The 17,121-nt window shown below is 28.0% G+C and carries 14 protein-coding genes; 13 read left to right on the top strand and 1 reads right to left on the bottom strand.

The window, feature by feature from the left end:
• The 10 genes from WBG30_RS10625 to gpmI form a co-directional block, all read left to right on the top strand.
• Positions 1–3,698 (top strand): NACHT domain-containing protein (locus WBG30_RS10625; protein ID WP_424504632.1); only part of this gene is annotated, 3,698 nt, incomplete at its 5' end.
• Between the two features lie 84 nt (positions 3,699–3,782).
• Complete coding sequence (locus WBG30_RS10620) at positions 3,783–3,965, top strand: endonuclease domain-containing protein (RefSeq protein ID WP_424504631.1); 183 nt, start codon at positions 3,783–3,785, stop codon at positions 3,963–3,965.
• 119 nt (positions 3,966–4,084) lie between these two features.
• Positions 4,085–4,711, top strand: coding sequence for a ribonuclease HII (locus WBG30_RS10615; protein WP_424504630.1), 627 nt, complete (start codon positions 4,085–4,087; stop codon positions 4,709–4,711).
• A 364-nt stretch (positions 4,712–5,075) separates the two neighbouring features.
• The gene (locus WBG30_RS10610) at positions 5,076–5,435 is read left to right on the top strand and encodes a YraN family protein (RefSeq protein WP_424504629.1); all 360 of its coding nucleotides are present in this window, start codon (positions 5,076–5,078) and stop codon (positions 5,433–5,435) included.
• Positions 5,432–5,623 carry a hypothetical protein gene (locus WBG30_RS10605; protein WP_424504628.1) on the top strand — a complete coding sequence of 64 codons (192 nt, stop codon included), beginning with the start codon at positions 5,432–5,434 and terminating at the stop codon, positions 5,621–5,623. Before WBG30_RS10610 ends, WBG30_RS10605 begins: the two co-directional genes overlap by 4 nt.
• Entirely contained in the window at positions 5,598–6,251 is a 654-nt protein-coding gene (locus tag WBG30_RS10600) for a ComF family protein (RefSeq protein WP_424504627.1), read from the top strand. Before WBG30_RS10605 ends, WBG30_RS10600 begins: the two co-directional genes overlap by 26 nt.
• Positions 6,252–6,255: 4 nt before the next feature.
• Positions 6,256–6,867 (top strand): hypothetical protein, encoded by a 612-nt coding sequence (locus WBG30_RS10595; protein WP_424504626.1) that lies wholly within the window; start codon positions 6,256–6,258, stop codon positions 6,865–6,867.
• 50 nt (positions 6,868–6,917) lie between these two features.
• Positions 6,918–9,185 (top strand): alpha amylase N-terminal ig-like domain-containing protein, encoded by a 2,268-nt coding sequence (locus WBG30_RS10590; RefSeq protein ID WP_424504625.1) that lies wholly within the window; start codon positions 6,918–6,920, stop codon positions 9,183–9,185.
• A 108-nt stretch (positions 9,186–9,293) separates the two neighbouring features.
• On the top strand, positions 9,294–10,058 hold the full coding sequence (gene tpiA / locus WBG30_RS10585) for a triose-phosphate isomerase (RefSeq protein ID WP_424504624.1): 765 nt from the start codon (positions 9,294–9,296) through the stop codon (positions 10,056–10,058).
• A 156-nt stretch (positions 10,059–10,214) separates the two neighbouring features.
• Positions 10,215–11,738 (top strand): 2,3-bisphosphoglycerate-independent phosphoglycerate mutase, encoded by a 1,524-nt coding sequence (gene gpmI, locus WBG30_RS10580; protein ID WP_424504623.1) that lies wholly within the window; start codon positions 10,215–10,217, stop codon positions 11,736–11,738.
• 117 nt (positions 11,739–11,855) lie between these two features.
• Here gpmI and WBG30_RS10575 read toward each other — a convergent pair whose 3' ends face one another.
• Positions 11,856–12,848 (bottom strand): hypothetical protein, encoded by a 993-nt coding sequence (locus WBG30_RS10575; RefSeq protein ID WP_424504622.1) that lies wholly within the window; start codon positions 12,846–12,848, stop codon positions 11,856–11,858.
• A 136-nt stretch (positions 12,849–12,984) separates the two neighbouring features.
• On the opposite strand from WBG30_RS10575, the gene WBG30_RS10570 reads away from it, so the two are divergent.
• Genes WBG30_RS10570 through WBG30_RS10560 form a run of 3 tightly spaced genes read left to right on the top strand, consistent with a single transcriptional unit; the run spans position 12,985 to position 16,938 of the window.
• Positions 12,985–13,899, top strand: coding sequence for an endo alpha-1,4 polygalactosaminidase (locus tag WBG30_RS10570; RefSeq protein ID WP_424504621.1), 915 nt, complete (start codon positions 12,985–12,987; stop codon positions 13,897–13,899).
• Between the two features lie 2 nt (positions 13,900–13,901).
• The gene (locus tag WBG30_RS10565) at positions 13,902–15,119 is read left to right on the top strand and encodes a hypothetical protein (protein WP_424504620.1); all 1,218 of its coding nucleotides are present in this window, start codon (positions 13,902–13,904) and stop codon (positions 15,117–15,119) included.
• Positions 15,109–16,938 carry a DUF2194 domain-containing protein gene (locus WBG30_RS10560; RefSeq protein ID WP_424504619.1) on the top strand — a complete coding sequence of 610 codons (1,830 nt, stop codon included), beginning with the start codon at positions 15,109–15,111 and terminating at the stop codon, positions 16,936–16,938. The genes WBG30_RS10565 and WBG30_RS10560 overlap by 11 nt, the downstream gene beginning before the upstream one ends.
• Positions 16,939–17,121: the final 183 nt, after the last annotated feature.

The raw sequence follows: 17,121 nt of genomic DNA, 5'->3' as shown, positions 1-17,121 counted from the left end.
AGGGAAAGACTTTTCAATTAAAACGCTCTGAGGAGTTAAATGGGGATAATGTCGAATTTGTAGAATTGATAGGTATAAATGACATGGAAGAAATAAAAAGTACAACTGATATAGTATTAATTGATTCTATAGATGAAGCGCTATTAGAAGTAACATCTAAAAAGATTTTAAAAAGAAAGTTAGTTAAATATATTGAAAACTGTCAAAAAATTAATCCAGAAGTAAAATTTATAATAACTTGTAGATTTTTAGAATGGAAAGAAATATTTGAAAAAGAGTTGAGAAATATAGATGATTCGTTGAAAATATTAGAGATTAAAGACTTAAGTAAAGAGGATATAAATAAAATAATAGATTTTAAAGAAAAGGATAAAGAAGAATTTTGGGAATTTATAGAAAAAAATTCATTATCAATGTTGTTAAAAAATATTTTGATAGTAGAAAATATAGTATTAAATTATGAAATTTATAAAAAAGAAGATTTAAAATATGCAGATATTTATAAAAAAATAATTAAAGATCATATTTTTGTTGAGACAGGTAATGAACGAAAAAAAATAATCAAAGATTACTCTGGAGAAAAGTTAGAAAAACTATCTTCTTCTATTTCATGTTATATGAGTTTAAATAGGATGAATTTATTACCCAAAACAAAATTATCAAATTTAGCAAATGAAATTTATAGAGTAAAAGGTCATGAAATAGTAGGAAAATATTTGGATGTATTATTTGATACAAGTTTGTTTGTAGGTGAGAGTAAAGGCTTAAAGTTTATTCATAAGTCTATACAAGAGCATTTAATAGCTAGGTTTATAATAGATAAAGGGTTATCTATGAAAAAAATAAAAGAAATATTTGGATATAACAATGGATTTTATGAAAGATTTGAAGAAGTTATAATTCATTTAACTAATATTGAGCCACAATTTTTTAGACATTTTGTTGATTTTGATCCTTTTATTTTTAGAAGACATCCTAATCTGAATGAGGAAGAGCAAAATCAACTGTTTGTTGCTATTATAAAAAGATTAAAAATAGATGGTCAAGAACTATGGGGGAATTGGAGAAATGTTAGAGGGACAACTCTGGTAAAGTTTGATAAGGTAAATGATTTATTCAAATATTTAGAAGAGAATATACAGATTAATCAAGTGAATAGAGAGTTATTTTTATATTTAGAGAAAATACTGGATGAAAATTATTCAGAAGAACTAGAAATGTTTTTATTAGAAGTTTTAGAATGTAGAAATAAAAATAAACAGGATATAAATGAATATTTAAACGGCTCATGGAGTGAAAATAAAAGCTATAATAAAAAGTTATTAGAATTTATAAAAGGGCAGGAGTTACTTAACAGAGAACATGATAGTTTATATAGAAAAATATTTGGTATTTTGTACCGTCATGTTAATTTAGAAGATTTAAGTATTTTAATAGAATATGTGAGTAGTTATAGCCAAAAAGAAATAATAAAAAAATTAGACAAAAAAGATATAAAGAAATGGCTAGAAAAAGTTATAGAAAATTATAAAAGTGATTATAGAAAGTTATTTGTAAATTTACTTTATGAATTTTTATCTAAATATTCTACAGAAGAAAGAGAAATATTTAAAAAAATATTAAATTTTATAAATGAAGATAATAGTATTTATATAGAAACAAGATTTTATAATAAAGAAAAATTAGATTTTAGCATAATTGAAAATGATTTTTTTAATTTTTATTTTAAACCTTTAAGTAAAGGGCAGAGGATCTATAGTAGAAATAAAATTTTAAAATTTTATTCAATAGAAGTAAGAAATATAGAAAAAATAATTAAAAAATATCCAATATCTAAATATAAAGAATATTACTATTCGTTTTCATTAGATAAAAAGATAGAGTCTTTATTATTAGAAGACAAAGATTACAAGGCATGGTCAGAGGAAAGGATAAAAAGAGCGAGAGAACAAGAAAAATTAGATGATAAAGAATATGGAATATTAGGAGAGGAACAAAAGAGAAAAAACTACAAAAAAGAGAAAGAAAAAAATTATAAAAAAGCGTTAGATTCATTGGATAATATAAATGAAGTATATTATGTATATAATGTAGCTTTTAATATGTACCCAAATGATGAAGAAAAATTAAAAGAAAAATTGATTAATGATTTAGGGGGAAAACATTCTAAATTTATAAAGATAACAAAAAATTATTTTGAAAATGATATATTAAGTTTACAATTAAAGAAAAATATATTAAAAAACACTTTTTCTATAATATCGTGTTTATTTGATTATATGTTTTTAAATCTTGATGGTATAGAAAGAGACAAAATGATTTCAACAAAGGAGATGTATAAAAAATTATTTTGGCATTTGTTTTCTGCATCTAATTTAGAAAAACAATATTTTTTAGATATCTCCAACAAACATAAAGAAGAGTTGTTAGAAGTGTCTTTAGAAGTATTTCAATTTTCGATGAAAGAAAGTAAAAAAAATATTTCAAAAATTGGATGGAACTTAATAGAACTATACAAGAAATTAAATTTGTACAACTCAGATGACTTAGATAAACTTATATGTAATATGAAAGAGGAAATGGAAGATAACTATACAACCATATCTAAAAAATCCAAAGATGACATGTTAAAACTTATAATTTTGGACAGTAAAAATTATCAATTTATAAAGACAATACGTGGAAAAGATATAGAAAATAGTAATGTTTATTTAAAGTACTTGATGCTGATGGATATCAATCAAGGAATAGATGACTTTATAAAAATAAAATGTAAAGATTCCATAAAGAAAAAAGAATTTGAAGAATTAATTTTATTAATGCCTTCCTTAGATGAAAAACCAATCTATTGTAATAGATTAAAAGATGAAAAAATAAAGTTTATTTTGGAAAGACACTTTAAACTATGCAAAGAATATGATTTGGGTGATGTAAATAAATATTCACAAGTAAAACAACAGTATTATTTTAGTGTTAGAAAATTAAAATCTAGTTTAGAAAATAACTTAGAAAGAGAAGGTTTGTTAAGAGAAATGTCAAAATCAAAGATAGAAGGTTTATCGAAGTTATCAAAACATTATTTAAAAAAACTTGAAAATCTAAAAATAGAAAATGGAATATATCCACCTCAATATTATAAAGAGTTGTTTGATAACTATAAGCCAACAGAAAAAATATTTTTTGATTATGAAAAATTAGATAAAGATTTGAAAGAGATTTGTTATGAATTGATGGAGAGTAGGCGATTAATATTTAAAGAAAACGAAGATACGATTAATGATCGATTTAGAGGTCATTTAAGATTAAAAGGGGAAGGGTATAATGTTTTAGATCAAAGTCGTGGAGGGGAATCAGAAAGTAGTAAAAGTTTAGGAGAAAGAGATTTAATAATTCGAAATAAAGAAACTAATATAACCGAATGTGTAATAGAAGCTTTTATATTGAAAAATATGGCTAAAGGGATTATAAAAAATCATTATCAAAAATTAATAAAAAAATATGATGTTCATGGGAATAAAAAAAATATAGTATTAGTTTATGTAAAGACAAAACAGTTTGATAACTTATGGGGAAAGTATAGTTTGCACTTTCCAAATTTAAAAAAGGTTGAGAATGAGAAAGCAAATTTAAAGATAGGAGTTACAAAAGAAGGGTATATGGAAGTAATTCATTATTTTATTAATTTTTATTCTAAGTAACTTATATTTTAGTTTTTTTTAATTCTCCTCTCCTGAGTTAGGAGAGGAGTTAGAGGTGAGGTCTGAGATTCAAAATTAAAATTAGTGATAGAATTAGATGGTGAACTCCGCTATAGCAAAAATGGATTAGAATATGATAAAATACGAGAAGAGTATATGGAAACTCTAGGTATAAAGACTATTAGATTTAAGAATAAAGAAATAAGAGATAACTTGGTAGGAGTAATCAAAAAAATAAAAGAATATATTAATTTTACCTCAGTATAACACTTTGGGTTCTCTAAATCCACATTTGAAAATCATTTTTTTAGTAAAAGTGATTTTTAGTATTCGTGGCCTCGTGAAACCATAAGAAGGATGAGTTGAGATATAAAGGAGAATACTTAATGAAAGAAAATGAGAATATCATGCTAAATTTTGATAAGGAATACGGAAATAATATAATAGGGATAGATGAGGCTGGACGTGGACCTCTTGCAGGACCTGTAGTAGCATCCGCTGTAAAGATAATAAATTATGTAGAAGAGTTTGATATGATAAATGATTCAAAAAAATTGACTGAGAAGAAAAGAGAATTTTTATTTGATATAATCTTAGCTAACTGTGAAGTAGGAGTGGGGATAGCTAATGAAAAGGAGATAGATAAGATAAACATCTTAAATGCTACATTTCTTGCTATGAGAAGAGCAATAGAAGATCTAAAGGCTGATGGGACAGAATTTGATCTTGCTTTAATTGATGGGAATCATAAGATCCGTGAATATGGAGCTCCTCAAGAATTTGTGATCAAAGGCGATGGGAAAAGTTTAGCTATTGCAGCTGCAAGTATTATAGCTAAGGTAACTAGAGACAGAATTATGGTGAAATATGGGGAACTTTATCCTGAATATGGGTTTGCAAAGCATAAAGGATATGGAACAAAACAACACCGTGAAGCACTTTTAACTCATGGGAAGATAGATTGTCATAGAAATAGTTTTTTGACCAAAATCTTAGCTCCTAAATTATTTTAGAGAATAAAAAAATGATATTAATAACTTCTGTGCTATAGTAGTAAATTATTAAAATTTCGTGTAATTCATGTCAAAAAAAGATTTTGATTTATAGATCGGAGATAATCTGTGGAGAAAAAAATTAATAATCTATAGTATATAGAAATCTTTAAAAAGTATTAAAAATTTTTAAGGATTTTTTATTTTTAAAATAAAAAAATATGTAGTAATATTATAATACAAATAATTCTGAGTCGAGGGGGGGCAAGAACTATGGTTATGATAATCTTACAGAGTATAGCAATAACGGCTTTAATATATGTGAGTTTTATATGTATGCGTGCATTGAATGATAAAAAAAGACAGATACAAAGGGAAGAAAGAGATGAATAATAGATCTATTGGGACAAAATACGAAGGGATTGCTATGGATTATTTATCTAAAAAAGGATATGTTGAAATGGAAAGAAATTATTATTCTAGATATGGTGAACTAGATCTTATATGCAGAGATAATAAAAAAGGCGAAATAGTTTTTGTAGAAGTAAAATATAGGAAAAGTATAGAATATGGAAATGGACTCGAGTCTATTACTAGGTCCAAACAGAGGAAATTAGTTAAGACAGCTACAATATATTTGAAAGATAAAAAAATAAAGGATATTCCGTATAGATTTGATATAATATCTATATTAGGTGATGAAATAGAGCATATTGAGAATGCGATTTGGGGTGAATATTTATGAATTTTAGGTGTTTAAAGTGTGAAGGGGAAGATTATATAGTAAAAACTACATTTATGGCAGAAAAAACACCAGGGTTGAGATTGGAATTAGGGACATATTATTTAAAAATATGTTCAAATTGCGGGTACACAGAGATGTATTCAGCCAAGATACTAGATAAAGATGAAGAGCCTAAAACACAGCATTAGAAAGTTATTTTTTAAAAATAATTGTATTCTTTGTTCTGAAAAAGCCGATGACAACCTTCATTATATGTGTTATAATTGCCTTAAAAGCCTAAGAAATACTGGGAAGTTAAAGAAATTTAATGATATATATTACCTTTGGAATTATGATAAAAAATTAAAGAAAATAATAGAGGAATATAAATTTAAAAATAAACTGTATATAGGGGAACTACTCTTTGATTTAATAGGAGAAGAACTAGATAAGTTGATGAAGCAAGAAAATATAGATGGGATAATACCGATACCAGTAAGCCATAGAAGGCTTATGGAAAGAGGATTTAATCAGGTAGAGGAACTTCTAAAATTTGGGAAATACCCTTATATAAAAAGTAGTAGGATCAAAGAAACTAAGCATATGTACGAACTCTTAAACTCAGAGGCTAGAAAAGAAAACATAAAATCAGCCTTTAAAATAGAGCAATTGAATGGGTTAAAAAAAGTTTTAATAATAGATGATATAATAACGACAGGTTCAACTATGAAGGAATTTATAACTGAAATTAAAAATAATAATAATACTATACAGATAGTAGTATTTACCTTAGCTTTATCTAAAACTGCTAGAAAAATAAATTTAAAAATGAGGTAAATAGATGAAAATTATATTAGATAATAGAGAAATAACGATGAATGATATAGATAATAAGAGTTTTTCGTGGGTTTTAGGAGAGGTAACTGATCTTTTAGAAAGAGATGGAAGAATGTTGTTTGATGTGTATATTGATGGAAAAGGTATGGATTTTTATGAGCATTTTAATAAAGAGCAAATAGGGATAGTAGAATTTATAAGTAAATCTCCAAAGATAATTATACTAGAATCTTTAGGAGGCATGAGTGATTTCATATCAAAATATTTTGATGCCCTTATGGCAATATCTGCTAGTTTTAATAGTAATAGAATAACAGATGCTGTGGAAATCCTTTTTGAGGTAGAAAATGGGTTGGAATGGGTATACAATGTATTAGCTTCTATGAAAGAAAATACGGCTATTGATTTTAGATATCCTGAATTTGATATGATGTTTTTAGAATACAGAACTACTTTGAAAAAGGTACATGAATGTATAGAAAATGCAGACTATATAGGGGGATTAACGGTTTTAGAAGTAGAAATGAGCGGTGAGTTGATATTTGTGCAGGAAAATTTGGATGTCTATATGAAAGATATTATAGATGAAGAGATAAATGAATATAAATATAATTAAAAGAGTGGGAAACCACTCTTAATTTATGTACATAATAAAGGAGTGAAATTATGAAAAAATGGTTAATTATCATGGGGATGGCTCTGTTTATAGGATGTTCAAATGGTGAAATATTAAAGATAGAGAAGGATACTCCTATTCCTGTAGTTACAAATAAAGGAGATAGTTATATATTTTTAGATGATTTAGATCATAGATCTACAACTAAGTATATGGTCTATGATGGGGATAAAAAACAGTTGGAAATATTAATTAGAGTGAGAAAAAATGATATAGAAAAGATAAATTTAGTGTTGGATGGAGATAAAAAAGAAATGGAATCTCTTGGATTTCGTGGGGATTATGAATATTTTTCAGTAGAGATAGAAAAAATAAGTAAGAAAAAAATAAGTTATTATTTCGAGGTAATAGATGGAAAATTTAGATATTTTTATGGGGAAAAGCCTTCATATTATCTAGGTGATACAACTAGATTTACTTATACTATAGAAGATAAACAAAGGGAAATTCCTGCTTGGGCTAATGGAATGGTCTGGTACTCTATCTATGTGGATAGTTTTCGAGATGGAGATAAAAAAAATAGTCCTATTTATTCAGAATTTGGGCCTGGTTACTATTTTAGACCTAGCGGGAGACTCAGTGATGGAACTTTAAGGTCGGAATTAATTCCTCCAGAAAAATGGCAAACAAATGGAACTCTCCAAGGGTTTGAAGTAACAAATTGGGGTCATGATTGGAATACTCCTCCACACTCAGAAATTGAAGCTAAAAATAGATATTTTTCTTATGCAGAAAAAAATACCAGAAGATACGGAGGTGACCTCAAGGGTATAATGGAAAAACTAGATTATCTAAAAAAATTAGGAGTTGAAGGGATAAAATTATCACCGATATATTATTCAAATTCAAGCCATAAATTAGATACTATAGATTATGGGCATATCTCTCCAGATTATGGGATAACAGATAAAAGTTCATATATAGAATTAGAAGGTGGTTTAGGATCTGATATTTGGACTGATTCAGATAAATTATTTCAAAATTTAGTGGATAAAATCCATAAAAAAAATATGAGAGTGGTTTTGGATATTAATTTTTCATATGTATCATCAGAATTTTTTGCATATAAAGACCTATTGAAAAATAGGGAGACTTCTAAATATAAAAATTGGTTTATCCTAGAGGAAAATCAGTTATCAAAAAATAAAAATAAAAAAATACTTTTAAACCTAGATGATGAATCATTACAAAATTATTTGATCGAATCAACAACAAAATGGGTAAAAGGATATAAAAATAAAGGAATAGATGGATATTATGTTAAAAATAACTTAACTAATAAGATATTTTTAACTAGATGGAAAAAAGCACTTCTAAAAGTTAACAGTGAATTTATTTTAGTGGGGGAATCTACAGGGGAAAATGAAAATAATTTGGGGGAAGATGGTTTTGATATCATAGGGTCTTATGAATTAGGAGCCTGGATACAAGGATTATTTGGAAGCAGTAAAAGTATTGAGATGGTAAAAGGTGGAATGAAGGTATACAGTATTAAAACTCCTAGATGGAATTTTATAGAATCATATGATACGGATAGATTTTATTCTAGTCTTATAAATCCAAATAGGGAATTTGACAGATTAAATAGTTATGGAAGAGATGATTATATAAATATCAGACCTGATTTAGTGGATAAAAATGCTATAAAAAAACTAAAATTAGCCACTTTAATTCAATTAACTATAGATGGTAGTCCGATTATATATTATGGGAATGAGAAAGCAATGTGGGGCGCTGATTCTCCTGATAGTAGGAAACCAATGATATGGGATGACATAAAATTTGAAAATGAAACTGATAGTCTAAAAAAATATAGTAAAAATAGAGAAAAAATAGCTAAGATATTTAAAACAGATCTTATAAAAGATGAGATATCTTATGATGTAGTTACTAATAAAACTCTGGAAGATTGGTATAAACAAATTTCTGAGTTTAGAAATTTTGATGAAAAATTAATGAAAAATGGGAATCTAGAAATACTAGATCTGGACAGGGATCAATATCTAGAAGGTGGAAGTGTAGAAAAAATACTAGAAACGAATGTACTGTCATATAAGAGAGAATATAAGGGTAGAAGTGCAATAATAGTGATAAATAGATCTGATCTAAAGAAAACCGTGGAACTGCCAGTACAGGGGGGGAAAGGTTATACAGATTATTATTCTGGGAAAAGATACAATGTCTTAGGAGATAAAGTCAAGGTGGAAATAGAAGGTTATGGCTATCTGATTTTATACAGAAGGGTAGATTTTGATTAATAACTTAATCATCTGTGATTAAAATGTGTACTATTTAATGTTTGAAATATGACATTTTATATGCTAGAATTTTAGGAGAAAAGTAAAATAATATCAGGGAGGCACAAAATGAGAAAAACAATAATTGCAGGAAACTGGAAGATGAACAAAACACATAAAGAAACAGCTGAAACATTAAAAAAATTAGCTAAATTAGTAATAGATAGAGAAAACTTAGGTGGAGTAGAAGTAATAATAGGAGCTCCATTTACATCACTTGAATCAGCAGTAAGAACTACTGAAAATACACCAATTGCTATTGCAGCAGAAAATATGAATGCAAATGAATCTGGAGCATTTACAGGAGAAATATCTGCAACTATGCTAAAAGAATTAGGAGTAGAATATGTAATCCTAGGACATTCTGAAAGAAGAGCAATGTATGGTGAAACTGATGCAATTGTAAATGCAAAAGTATTAGCTGCATTAAAAGCAGGATTAAAGCCAATCTTATGTATCGGTGAACAATTAACTGATAGAGAATCTGGAAAAACAAATGAAGTCAACGGAACTCAATTAAAAGGTGGATTAGTTGGAGTAACAGCAGAAGACATGAAAAACGTAATTGTAGCATATGAACCAGTATGGGCTATCGGAACTGGAGTAACAGCAACTCCTGAGATGGCAGAAGAAACTCATGCATTCGTAAGAAGCGTATTAGTAGAATTATACGGAAATAACGTAGCTGAAGATGTTACTATCCAATATGGTGGATCTATGAAACCAGGAAATGCAAAAGAATTATTAGCACAAAAAAATATAGATGGTGGATTAGTTGGAGGAGCTGCATTAGACGCAGACGTATTCTATGGTATCATCGCAGCAGGGAAATAAGACTAACTTAAGATAAAAAAGATTAATTTGGACACAGAGATACACGAAGATTTTGAGTTACACAGAGAGAAATGTATTCTCAGTGAGTCTCATTTTTACTCAGTGAATCTCTGTGTCATTTTTATTATAATTATTAATTTTAGGAGATGATTAAATATGGCAAAAAAACCAGTTATGTTAATGATATTAGACGGTTGGGGAATAAATGATCATAAAGAACAGAAAAATGCAATTGCAGATGTGCATCCAGAAAATATATGTAAGTTAATAGAAAATTATCCTAATTCTAGGATAAAAGCAGCAGGGGAAGCAGTAGGACTTCCAGATGGTCAAATGGGTAATTCAGAGGTAGGACATCTTAATATAGGAGCAGGAAGGGTAATATACCAACCACTAGTTAAGATATCAAAAGATATTAAAGATGGAGAGTTCTTTGAGATAGAAACATTGAAAAAAGCATTTAATCACGCCAAGAAAAATAATAGTGCAATACATTTAGGTGGGTTAGTATCTGATGGAGGAGTTCATTCTCATATAACTCATATTTACGGATTATTAGAGATGGCTAAAAGAGTAGGAGTAGAAAAGGTTTATATTCATGCATTCCTTGATGGAAGAGACACTCCTCCTCAATCAGCAGATAAATATATCGCAGAGTTAGAAGCTAAAATATCTGAGATAGGAGTAGGTCAAATAGCTACTATTACTGGTAGATATTATGCAATGGACAGAGATAATAACTATGATAGAACAAAAATAGCATATGATGCAATGGCTAATGGAATTGGAAATACTGCAAAAAATGGAATCACAGCTGTTAAAGATTCATATGCAAATAAAGTAAATGATGAGTTTGTAATGCCAACAGTTATAGATGGTGTAGATGGAAAATTAGAAGATGGAGATGTATTTATTAACTTTAACTTCAGACCAGATAGAGCTAGACAGATCACAAGAGCTATAAATGACAAAGATTTTAAAGGTTTTGAAAGAGAATATAAAGATATAGAAGTACTATGCATGAGACAATATGACTCAACTATAGATGCTGAGATAATATATGTAGACGATAAGATAGTAAATACATTGGGAGAGGTATTAGCTAAAAATAACCTAAACCAATTAAGAACAGCAGAAACAGAAAAATATGCTCATGTTACTTTCTTCTTTAATGGAGGAGAAGAAGTGGCTTTTGATGGTGAAGATAGAAAATTAGTAGCGTCTCCTAAGGTAGCTACTTATGATTTACAACCTGAAATGAGTGCATATGAGGTAACTGATGGCGTTTTAGAAGCATTAGAAGAGGATAAATATGATGTAATTATATTAAATTTTGCTAACCCTGATATGGTTGGACATACTGGAAATTTTGAGGCAGCTAAAAAATCTGTAGCAGTATTAGATGAATGTGTAGCTAAAATTTCAGATAAGATGTTAGAATTAGATGGTGTGCTCATGATTACAGCAGATCATGGAAATGTAGACCTAATGGAAGATCCAGAGACTCTTGTACCATTTACTGCTCATACAACTAATGATGTACCATTTATCTTGGTATCTAATAGATATAAGGATGCAAAAGTAAAAGATGGAAAATTAGCAGATTTTGCTCCTACAATATTAAGTGTATTAGGAGTAGAAGTACCAAAAGAAATGGGTGGAGATATACTAATAAAGTAATAAAATAAAAATAGTAAATAAAAGAGGGTGTTTCAGCTAGATTTTCTAACTGGGCGACCCTCTTTTTGTTTTATAGAGAATTAGAGTAATACTTATTTTAGATGTAACATCATGTTGTTACCACCTATATGTAACCCCTGCTACTCCCTTGGCATAAAAATCGCTATCATCAAAGCCACTGGAATATTTTACTATAGATATAGGAGTTATTCCTAATTTTGCAAAGAAACGAAAGGAATCATTTAATTTTTTATTGTAACCTATGTGAGGGAAGATATTAAATTCTATCTTATTTGGTCTTTCAGTCCCACTAAAGAAATTTTCACTCTCAAAATAAACATCAGTGATAAATGCAAAGTCATAAGAAAGTTCATATGTCCAAGATGTGACAGAGACAAAATTTAACATGTAGGAGTCGCTATAATTTCCATAACTTCGTAGTTCATTGGTGAGCCTATTGGCGGTTTGGAATCCATATCCCCAATTAGTAATGGTATCAGCTATAAAATTCAGTCTATATCCATCATCTTTTACAGAACTTAAAACTCCTCCAGCATTGGTAGTTAGACTTAGATAACTTCCTCCTTTCCCAATATTGTCAAAATTTGTAGAAATTCTATAGGTAAGAAAAATATCAGTAACTCTCTCATCAAATAGATCATACTCTAAATTCCCTCCATCAGAGTAACTAGTCCCGAAGCCCCATGATCTAGACCATCTATGCCCTATCCAATCAAATTTTTCTAAGTGATTTCTAAATAGAAAATCTAATTCCCATCCATGGAAATCTTGGTCACCAATATCTTTTTGTTGATATGTAACAAAGTTTTTTTCTATGCTATACTCCAAATCCCAAGTATTTGAAAGAAAAATATATCCTTGTCCTAAATTCCAATAAATTTTGGAATAGTCGTTATATTGCCTTAGATCAACATAGGTTGAATAGAAATTAAGTTTGTTGGTAGATTTTGAAAAATTTAGAATATTTTCATACCGTAGAGTAGTTTCGTAACTGAGATCATTTTCTATGACATGAAAATCATAAAAATCATTTGTTTCAGAAAACGTAAGTTGAGATATTAAAATTGAAAGAAAAATTAGTTTTTTCATATTAGATCCTCCTAAAAATAAAACTATATCTATCTAATTCAAAAATAAATAAAAAAGTCCTATAAAAAATATAATAAAAGGAAAAAATGGTATTTTTTTGAAAATATTAAATAAATAATTAAAAAGGGTGTGTTTTATGAAAAAATTAATGTTATTGATTAGTTTTATAATGATAGGAGTTAATTTGTTGGGAATAAATGAAAAAGCAGAGATGAAAAAATTGATATTAAAAATAAGGGAGGAAAGCCCAAAAGATTTTATTCTAATCCCACAGAATGGGACAGGTATCTATTTTGAAGGTGAAAACAAAATAAATTATAAATTAGTAGATGCTGTAGATGGGATAACACAAGAATCAATATTTTATGGTTACCCAAAATATGGTGAGAAAACACCTTCGGAGGAGAAAAATCATCTTTTAAAGAATTTAAGGATGTTAAAAAAATTAGATAAGGTGATAATGACTGTAAATTATACAGATAATAAATATGGAAAATGGAGAAGTAGAAATTTGGCTAAAGAGAATAACTTCTTAAATTACTGCCCAAAGGATCGAGAAGTTACCGAAATAATGGAACATGTATTTTTGAAAAATAATAAGGATATAGTTAACCTTTCTGATGCAAAAAACTTTTTATATCTATTAAATCCAGAAAAATTTAAACATAAATCAGAATATATAGATAAATTATCTCAAACAGCATACGATGTTCTTATAATTGATCTGTACTTCAAAGGAATTGAATTGAAAAAAGATGATGTAAATAAACTAAAAATAAAACCTCAAGGAGGCCATAGGCTGGTCATAGGTTATTTTAGTGTAGGAGAAGCGGAAAAATATAGAAAATATTGGAGAGAAGAATGGAATGATAAATTACCGAAATGGATCTCCCATGAAAATGAAAATTGGGAAGGAGCTTATATTGTAAAGTATTGGTCGGAAGAATGGCAACAAATAATAGAGAAAATGTTGAAGAACCATATTGAATCGGGATTTGACGGGGTATTTTTAGACACCATTGATACCTATCAAAATTTTGAGGAGGAATAATTATGGTGAAAAGAAGAAAAAAAATAATATTTTTTTTAGAAAACATTTTTTATTTTACTTTAATAATTGTTGTATTTAGGAATATATTAGGGTATCAAGAACAATTTTTAGAATTAAATATACATCCCCTATTGATTTTAGTGGGAATAATGGCTTATAGGTACGGTGTGCATTTAGGAGTGATAAGTGCAACAATAGCTACATTTGTGTATATCTATAGTTATCTAGAATTAGGAAACGACCTTGTAGTGTTTTTCTATGATTTCAAATATTATAAATTTATCTTAATGTTTTATACGACGTCTTTTATCCTAGGAAGAATAAGGGACAATCAAAAAGAAAAATTGAATGAATTAAGTGGGGAAATATTAGTATTGCATAAAAACTATAAGAGCTTGTACAAAAATAATACAAAAATAATATATTTAAATAATCGTATGAAAGATCAGATTATAAAAGCAGAAGAGAGTATTATAGCTCTACATGGGATAGCTACTACCTTGGATACTTTAGATGTAGAAGAAATTCTTACAAACCTAATAGGCGTTTTTAAAACATATATAAATGCAGAAGTTTTATCCTTATATGATGTCGATAGTTCAAAAAAATATATGAGGCTGAAGGTAGCTGTAGGAGAAAATAGAAAATTACCTAGTTCTATTGAAATATCCAAATATCCAAAATTTGAAAAAATAATAAGGGAGAAAAAGTATGGGAAAAGAGATGGAGAGGACTTGGATGTTCCAGTGTTTTATGCACCAATTTTAAAAGATGGAGAGGTTATAGGTGTATTAAATATTGAGAGATTATCCTATGAATCTTACACTACCTATACAGAGAAACTTTTTGAAATATTGGTATCTTGGACCAGTAAATCGATCTCTAATGCAATGTCATATAGTGAAAAAATAAAAGATGAAATATTCTATGAAAAAACTTTGATTATGCGAGAAGAATTTTTTAAAAAAAGAGTTGAGGAAGAGAAAAAAAGATCAGAGATGTTTGAATTATCCTATATCTTATTGAAATTTAAAGTACTAGTAGAAGATTTAAAAAAGATAAAATTGAATGTAAGAAGTGTAGACAAAGTAGGATATTCTAAAGAAACAAAACTTTTATACATTATTTTTCCTGCAACTAAATTGGAAAATATAGAAATGTTAAAGGTTAAAATATTGGAGAAAAATCTAGGTATTTTGGAGGAGTATCATGAAGACTAAATATTTAGTATGGCTGATGCTTGTTTTGGGATTGAGCTTGCAATTTTTTAGGATAAATAAACTAAATGAAATAGTAGATGTAAAGCAGGGATATAAATATAAAAAAATAATATATTCAGATTCAAAAAATATACCTGATGGAGAATTAAAACATCTAGTTTTGATCTCCCATATAAATTCAGATTCTCAAAAGCAAATATATACAAATATAAAAGAAATTTTTGGCTATGCAAAGATTTCTTATGATGTGAAATATTTAAATAAATTAAAAAAAGGAGAGATCTATAATTACGAAAGTATAATTGTAGCCACGAATAATTATAAATTTCTAAAAAAATCTGTGTATAAAGAGATAGAGGATTATGTTAAAACCGGAGGGAATTTGATTGTTTTAATCAATTCTTATTTTAACCCTTTCAATAAGATTGCGGGAATTAAAAAAGTAAATGGATTTAGTGAGGGGTTTGGTCTTAAATTTAGAAAAAATATCTTTCCAGGAATAGAAGAAATAAAGATAATAGGTGAAGATGCAGAAAGTATAAGTAATTCTCTAATGGATATAAAACTAAAAAATGATGTTGAAATAATAGGTGAGACCTCTGAGGGATATCCAATAATGTTTGAAAGGAAAGTAGGTAGAGGAAGGGTCGTGTATTCTAATGCAACTTTTTTTGGAGATCGATCTATAAATGGAATACTTATCCAGTTAATTTCTTATGGAAATAATGTATTCCTTCAAAATATAGTGAATACCAAGATAGTAGATATAGATGATTTCCCTGCTCCATTACCCCATGGGAAAAATAAATTGATTTATTCATGGCATAAGATTAATACACGGAATTTTTTTCGTGAAATTTGGTGGCCGGATATGAAAAAAATCGCTATAGATGAAAAGATCATTTATACAGGTTATATAATAGAAAGCTATGGAGACACTACAGATGCTAAAAAATTTATTAAAGCAGATGAAAATGATATTCAAGACAAGATATATTTTGGTCGGGAATTACTTGCTTTAAATGGAGAGATAGGTATTCATGGATATAACCACCAACCGTTGGGGTTGAAAGGTGAACTAAATGATGATTATAACTACAAAAACTGGAAAACAAAGGAGGATATGGCTGCCAGCATAATAAATGTTAGAGAGAGTTTAAAGGAGATGTATGGAGGATTGGAAGCTAAAGTTTATGTACCACCTTCAAATATGTTGGGTCTTACAGGAAAAAAAGTATTGCGGAAAAATTTACCCACGTTAGAGGTTTTATCTGGGCTTTATAGTTCAGGGAAAGAAAAAGGAGTTTTAATGACTAATATAGGATGGGATCTTGACGAACCGAGTTTCTATGATTTTCCTAGATTTAGTTTTGGATATGCATATAGTGACATAATGATGCTAAATGTATATAAAGGAATAGCACTCTATGGAATATATCATCATTTTATCCATCCCGATGATATTTTAGATAAAGAAAGAGGAAAAGGTAAAAATTGGGAGGAATTAAAAATAGAACTATCTTTATATTTTAAAAATATTAATGATAAATTCGGATTTTTAAGACCACAAACAGCTTATGATGGATTTAGAGAAACTGTAAAATTAGAAAAACTAAAGGTTCATGTATTTAAAAACAAAGAAAATATAGATGTTTATTTTGAAAATTTTCCTGGTAAAACATATCATTACTTGAGACTAAGAGGAAAAAAAATAAAAAAAGTAATAGGGGGAGAAATTCAGATAATCAGTGATGATAAAAATAGCACTCTCTATTTATTGGAAGCAAATAAAAACAAAATATCGATTACGTTGAAGTAGGTGATGAAATGTATAAATTAATAATATTATTATTGATAATATTTGAAGCGCGGATAGGGTCTATCCCGAATTACGTGTACATTCAATTCCTAACTACTAGAGGAGAGCTGTTAAAACGGCTCTTTTTTTACATATATTTTTCTACTTGTTCTGGATAAATTATCACTAACATTCTTAATATTT

This window comes from Psychrilyobacter sp. (assembly GCF_049671765.1).
In the GTDB taxonomy this organism is placed as follows: Bacteria; Fusobacteriota; Fusobacteriia; order Fusobacteriales; family Fusobacteriaceae; genus Psychrilyobacter.
Note: the sequence above shows the minus strand (reverse complement) of the source record. Positions and strands in the feature narration are given on the sequence as shown.

Coding starts and splice junctions, on each gene's coding strand:
- WBG30_RS10560 (WP_424504619.1), top strand. CDS start 15,109: ATGAAGACTAAATATTTAGTATGGCTGATGCTTGTTTTGGGATTGAGC.
- gpmI (WP_424504623.1), top strand. CDS start 10,215: ATGGCAAAAAAACCAGTTATGTTAATGATATTAGACGGTTGGGGAATA.
- WBG30_RS10590 (WP_424504625.1), top strand. CDS start 6,918: ATGAAAAAATGGTTAATTATCATGGGGATGGCTCTGTTTATAGGATGT.
- tpiA (WP_424504624.1), top strand. CDS start 9,294: ATGAGAAAAACAATAATTGCAGGAAACTGGAAGATGAACAAAACACAT.
- WBG30_RS10610 (WP_424504629.1), top strand. CDS start 5,076: ATGAATAATAGATCTATTGGGACAAAATACGAAGGGATTGCTATGGAT.
- WBG30_RS10605 (WP_424504628.1), top strand. CDS start 5,432: ATGAATTTTAGGTGTTTAAAGTGTGAAGGGGAAGATTATATAGTAAAA.
- WBG30_RS10570 (WP_424504621.1), top strand. CDS start 12,985: ATGAAAAAATTAATGTTATTGATTAGTTTTATAATGATAGGAGTTAAT.
- WBG30_RS10565 (WP_424504620.1), top strand. CDS start 13,902: ATGGTGAAAAGAAGAAAAAAAATAATATTTTTTTTAGAAAACATTTTT.
- WBG30_RS10615 (WP_424504630.1), top strand. CDS start 4,085: ATGAAAGAAAATGAGAATATCATGCTAAATTTTGATAAGGAATACGGA.
- WBG30_RS10575 (WP_424504622.1), bottom strand. CDS start 12,848: ATGAAAAAACTAATTTTTCTTTCAATTTTAATATCTCAACTTACGTTT.
- WBG30_RS10600 (WP_424504627.1), top strand. CDS start 5,598: ATGAAGAGCCTAAAACACAGCATTAGAAAGTTATTTTTTAAAAATAAT.
- WBG30_RS10595 (WP_424504626.1), top strand. CDS start 6,256: ATGAAAATTATATTAGATAATAGAGAAATAACGATGAATGATATAGAT.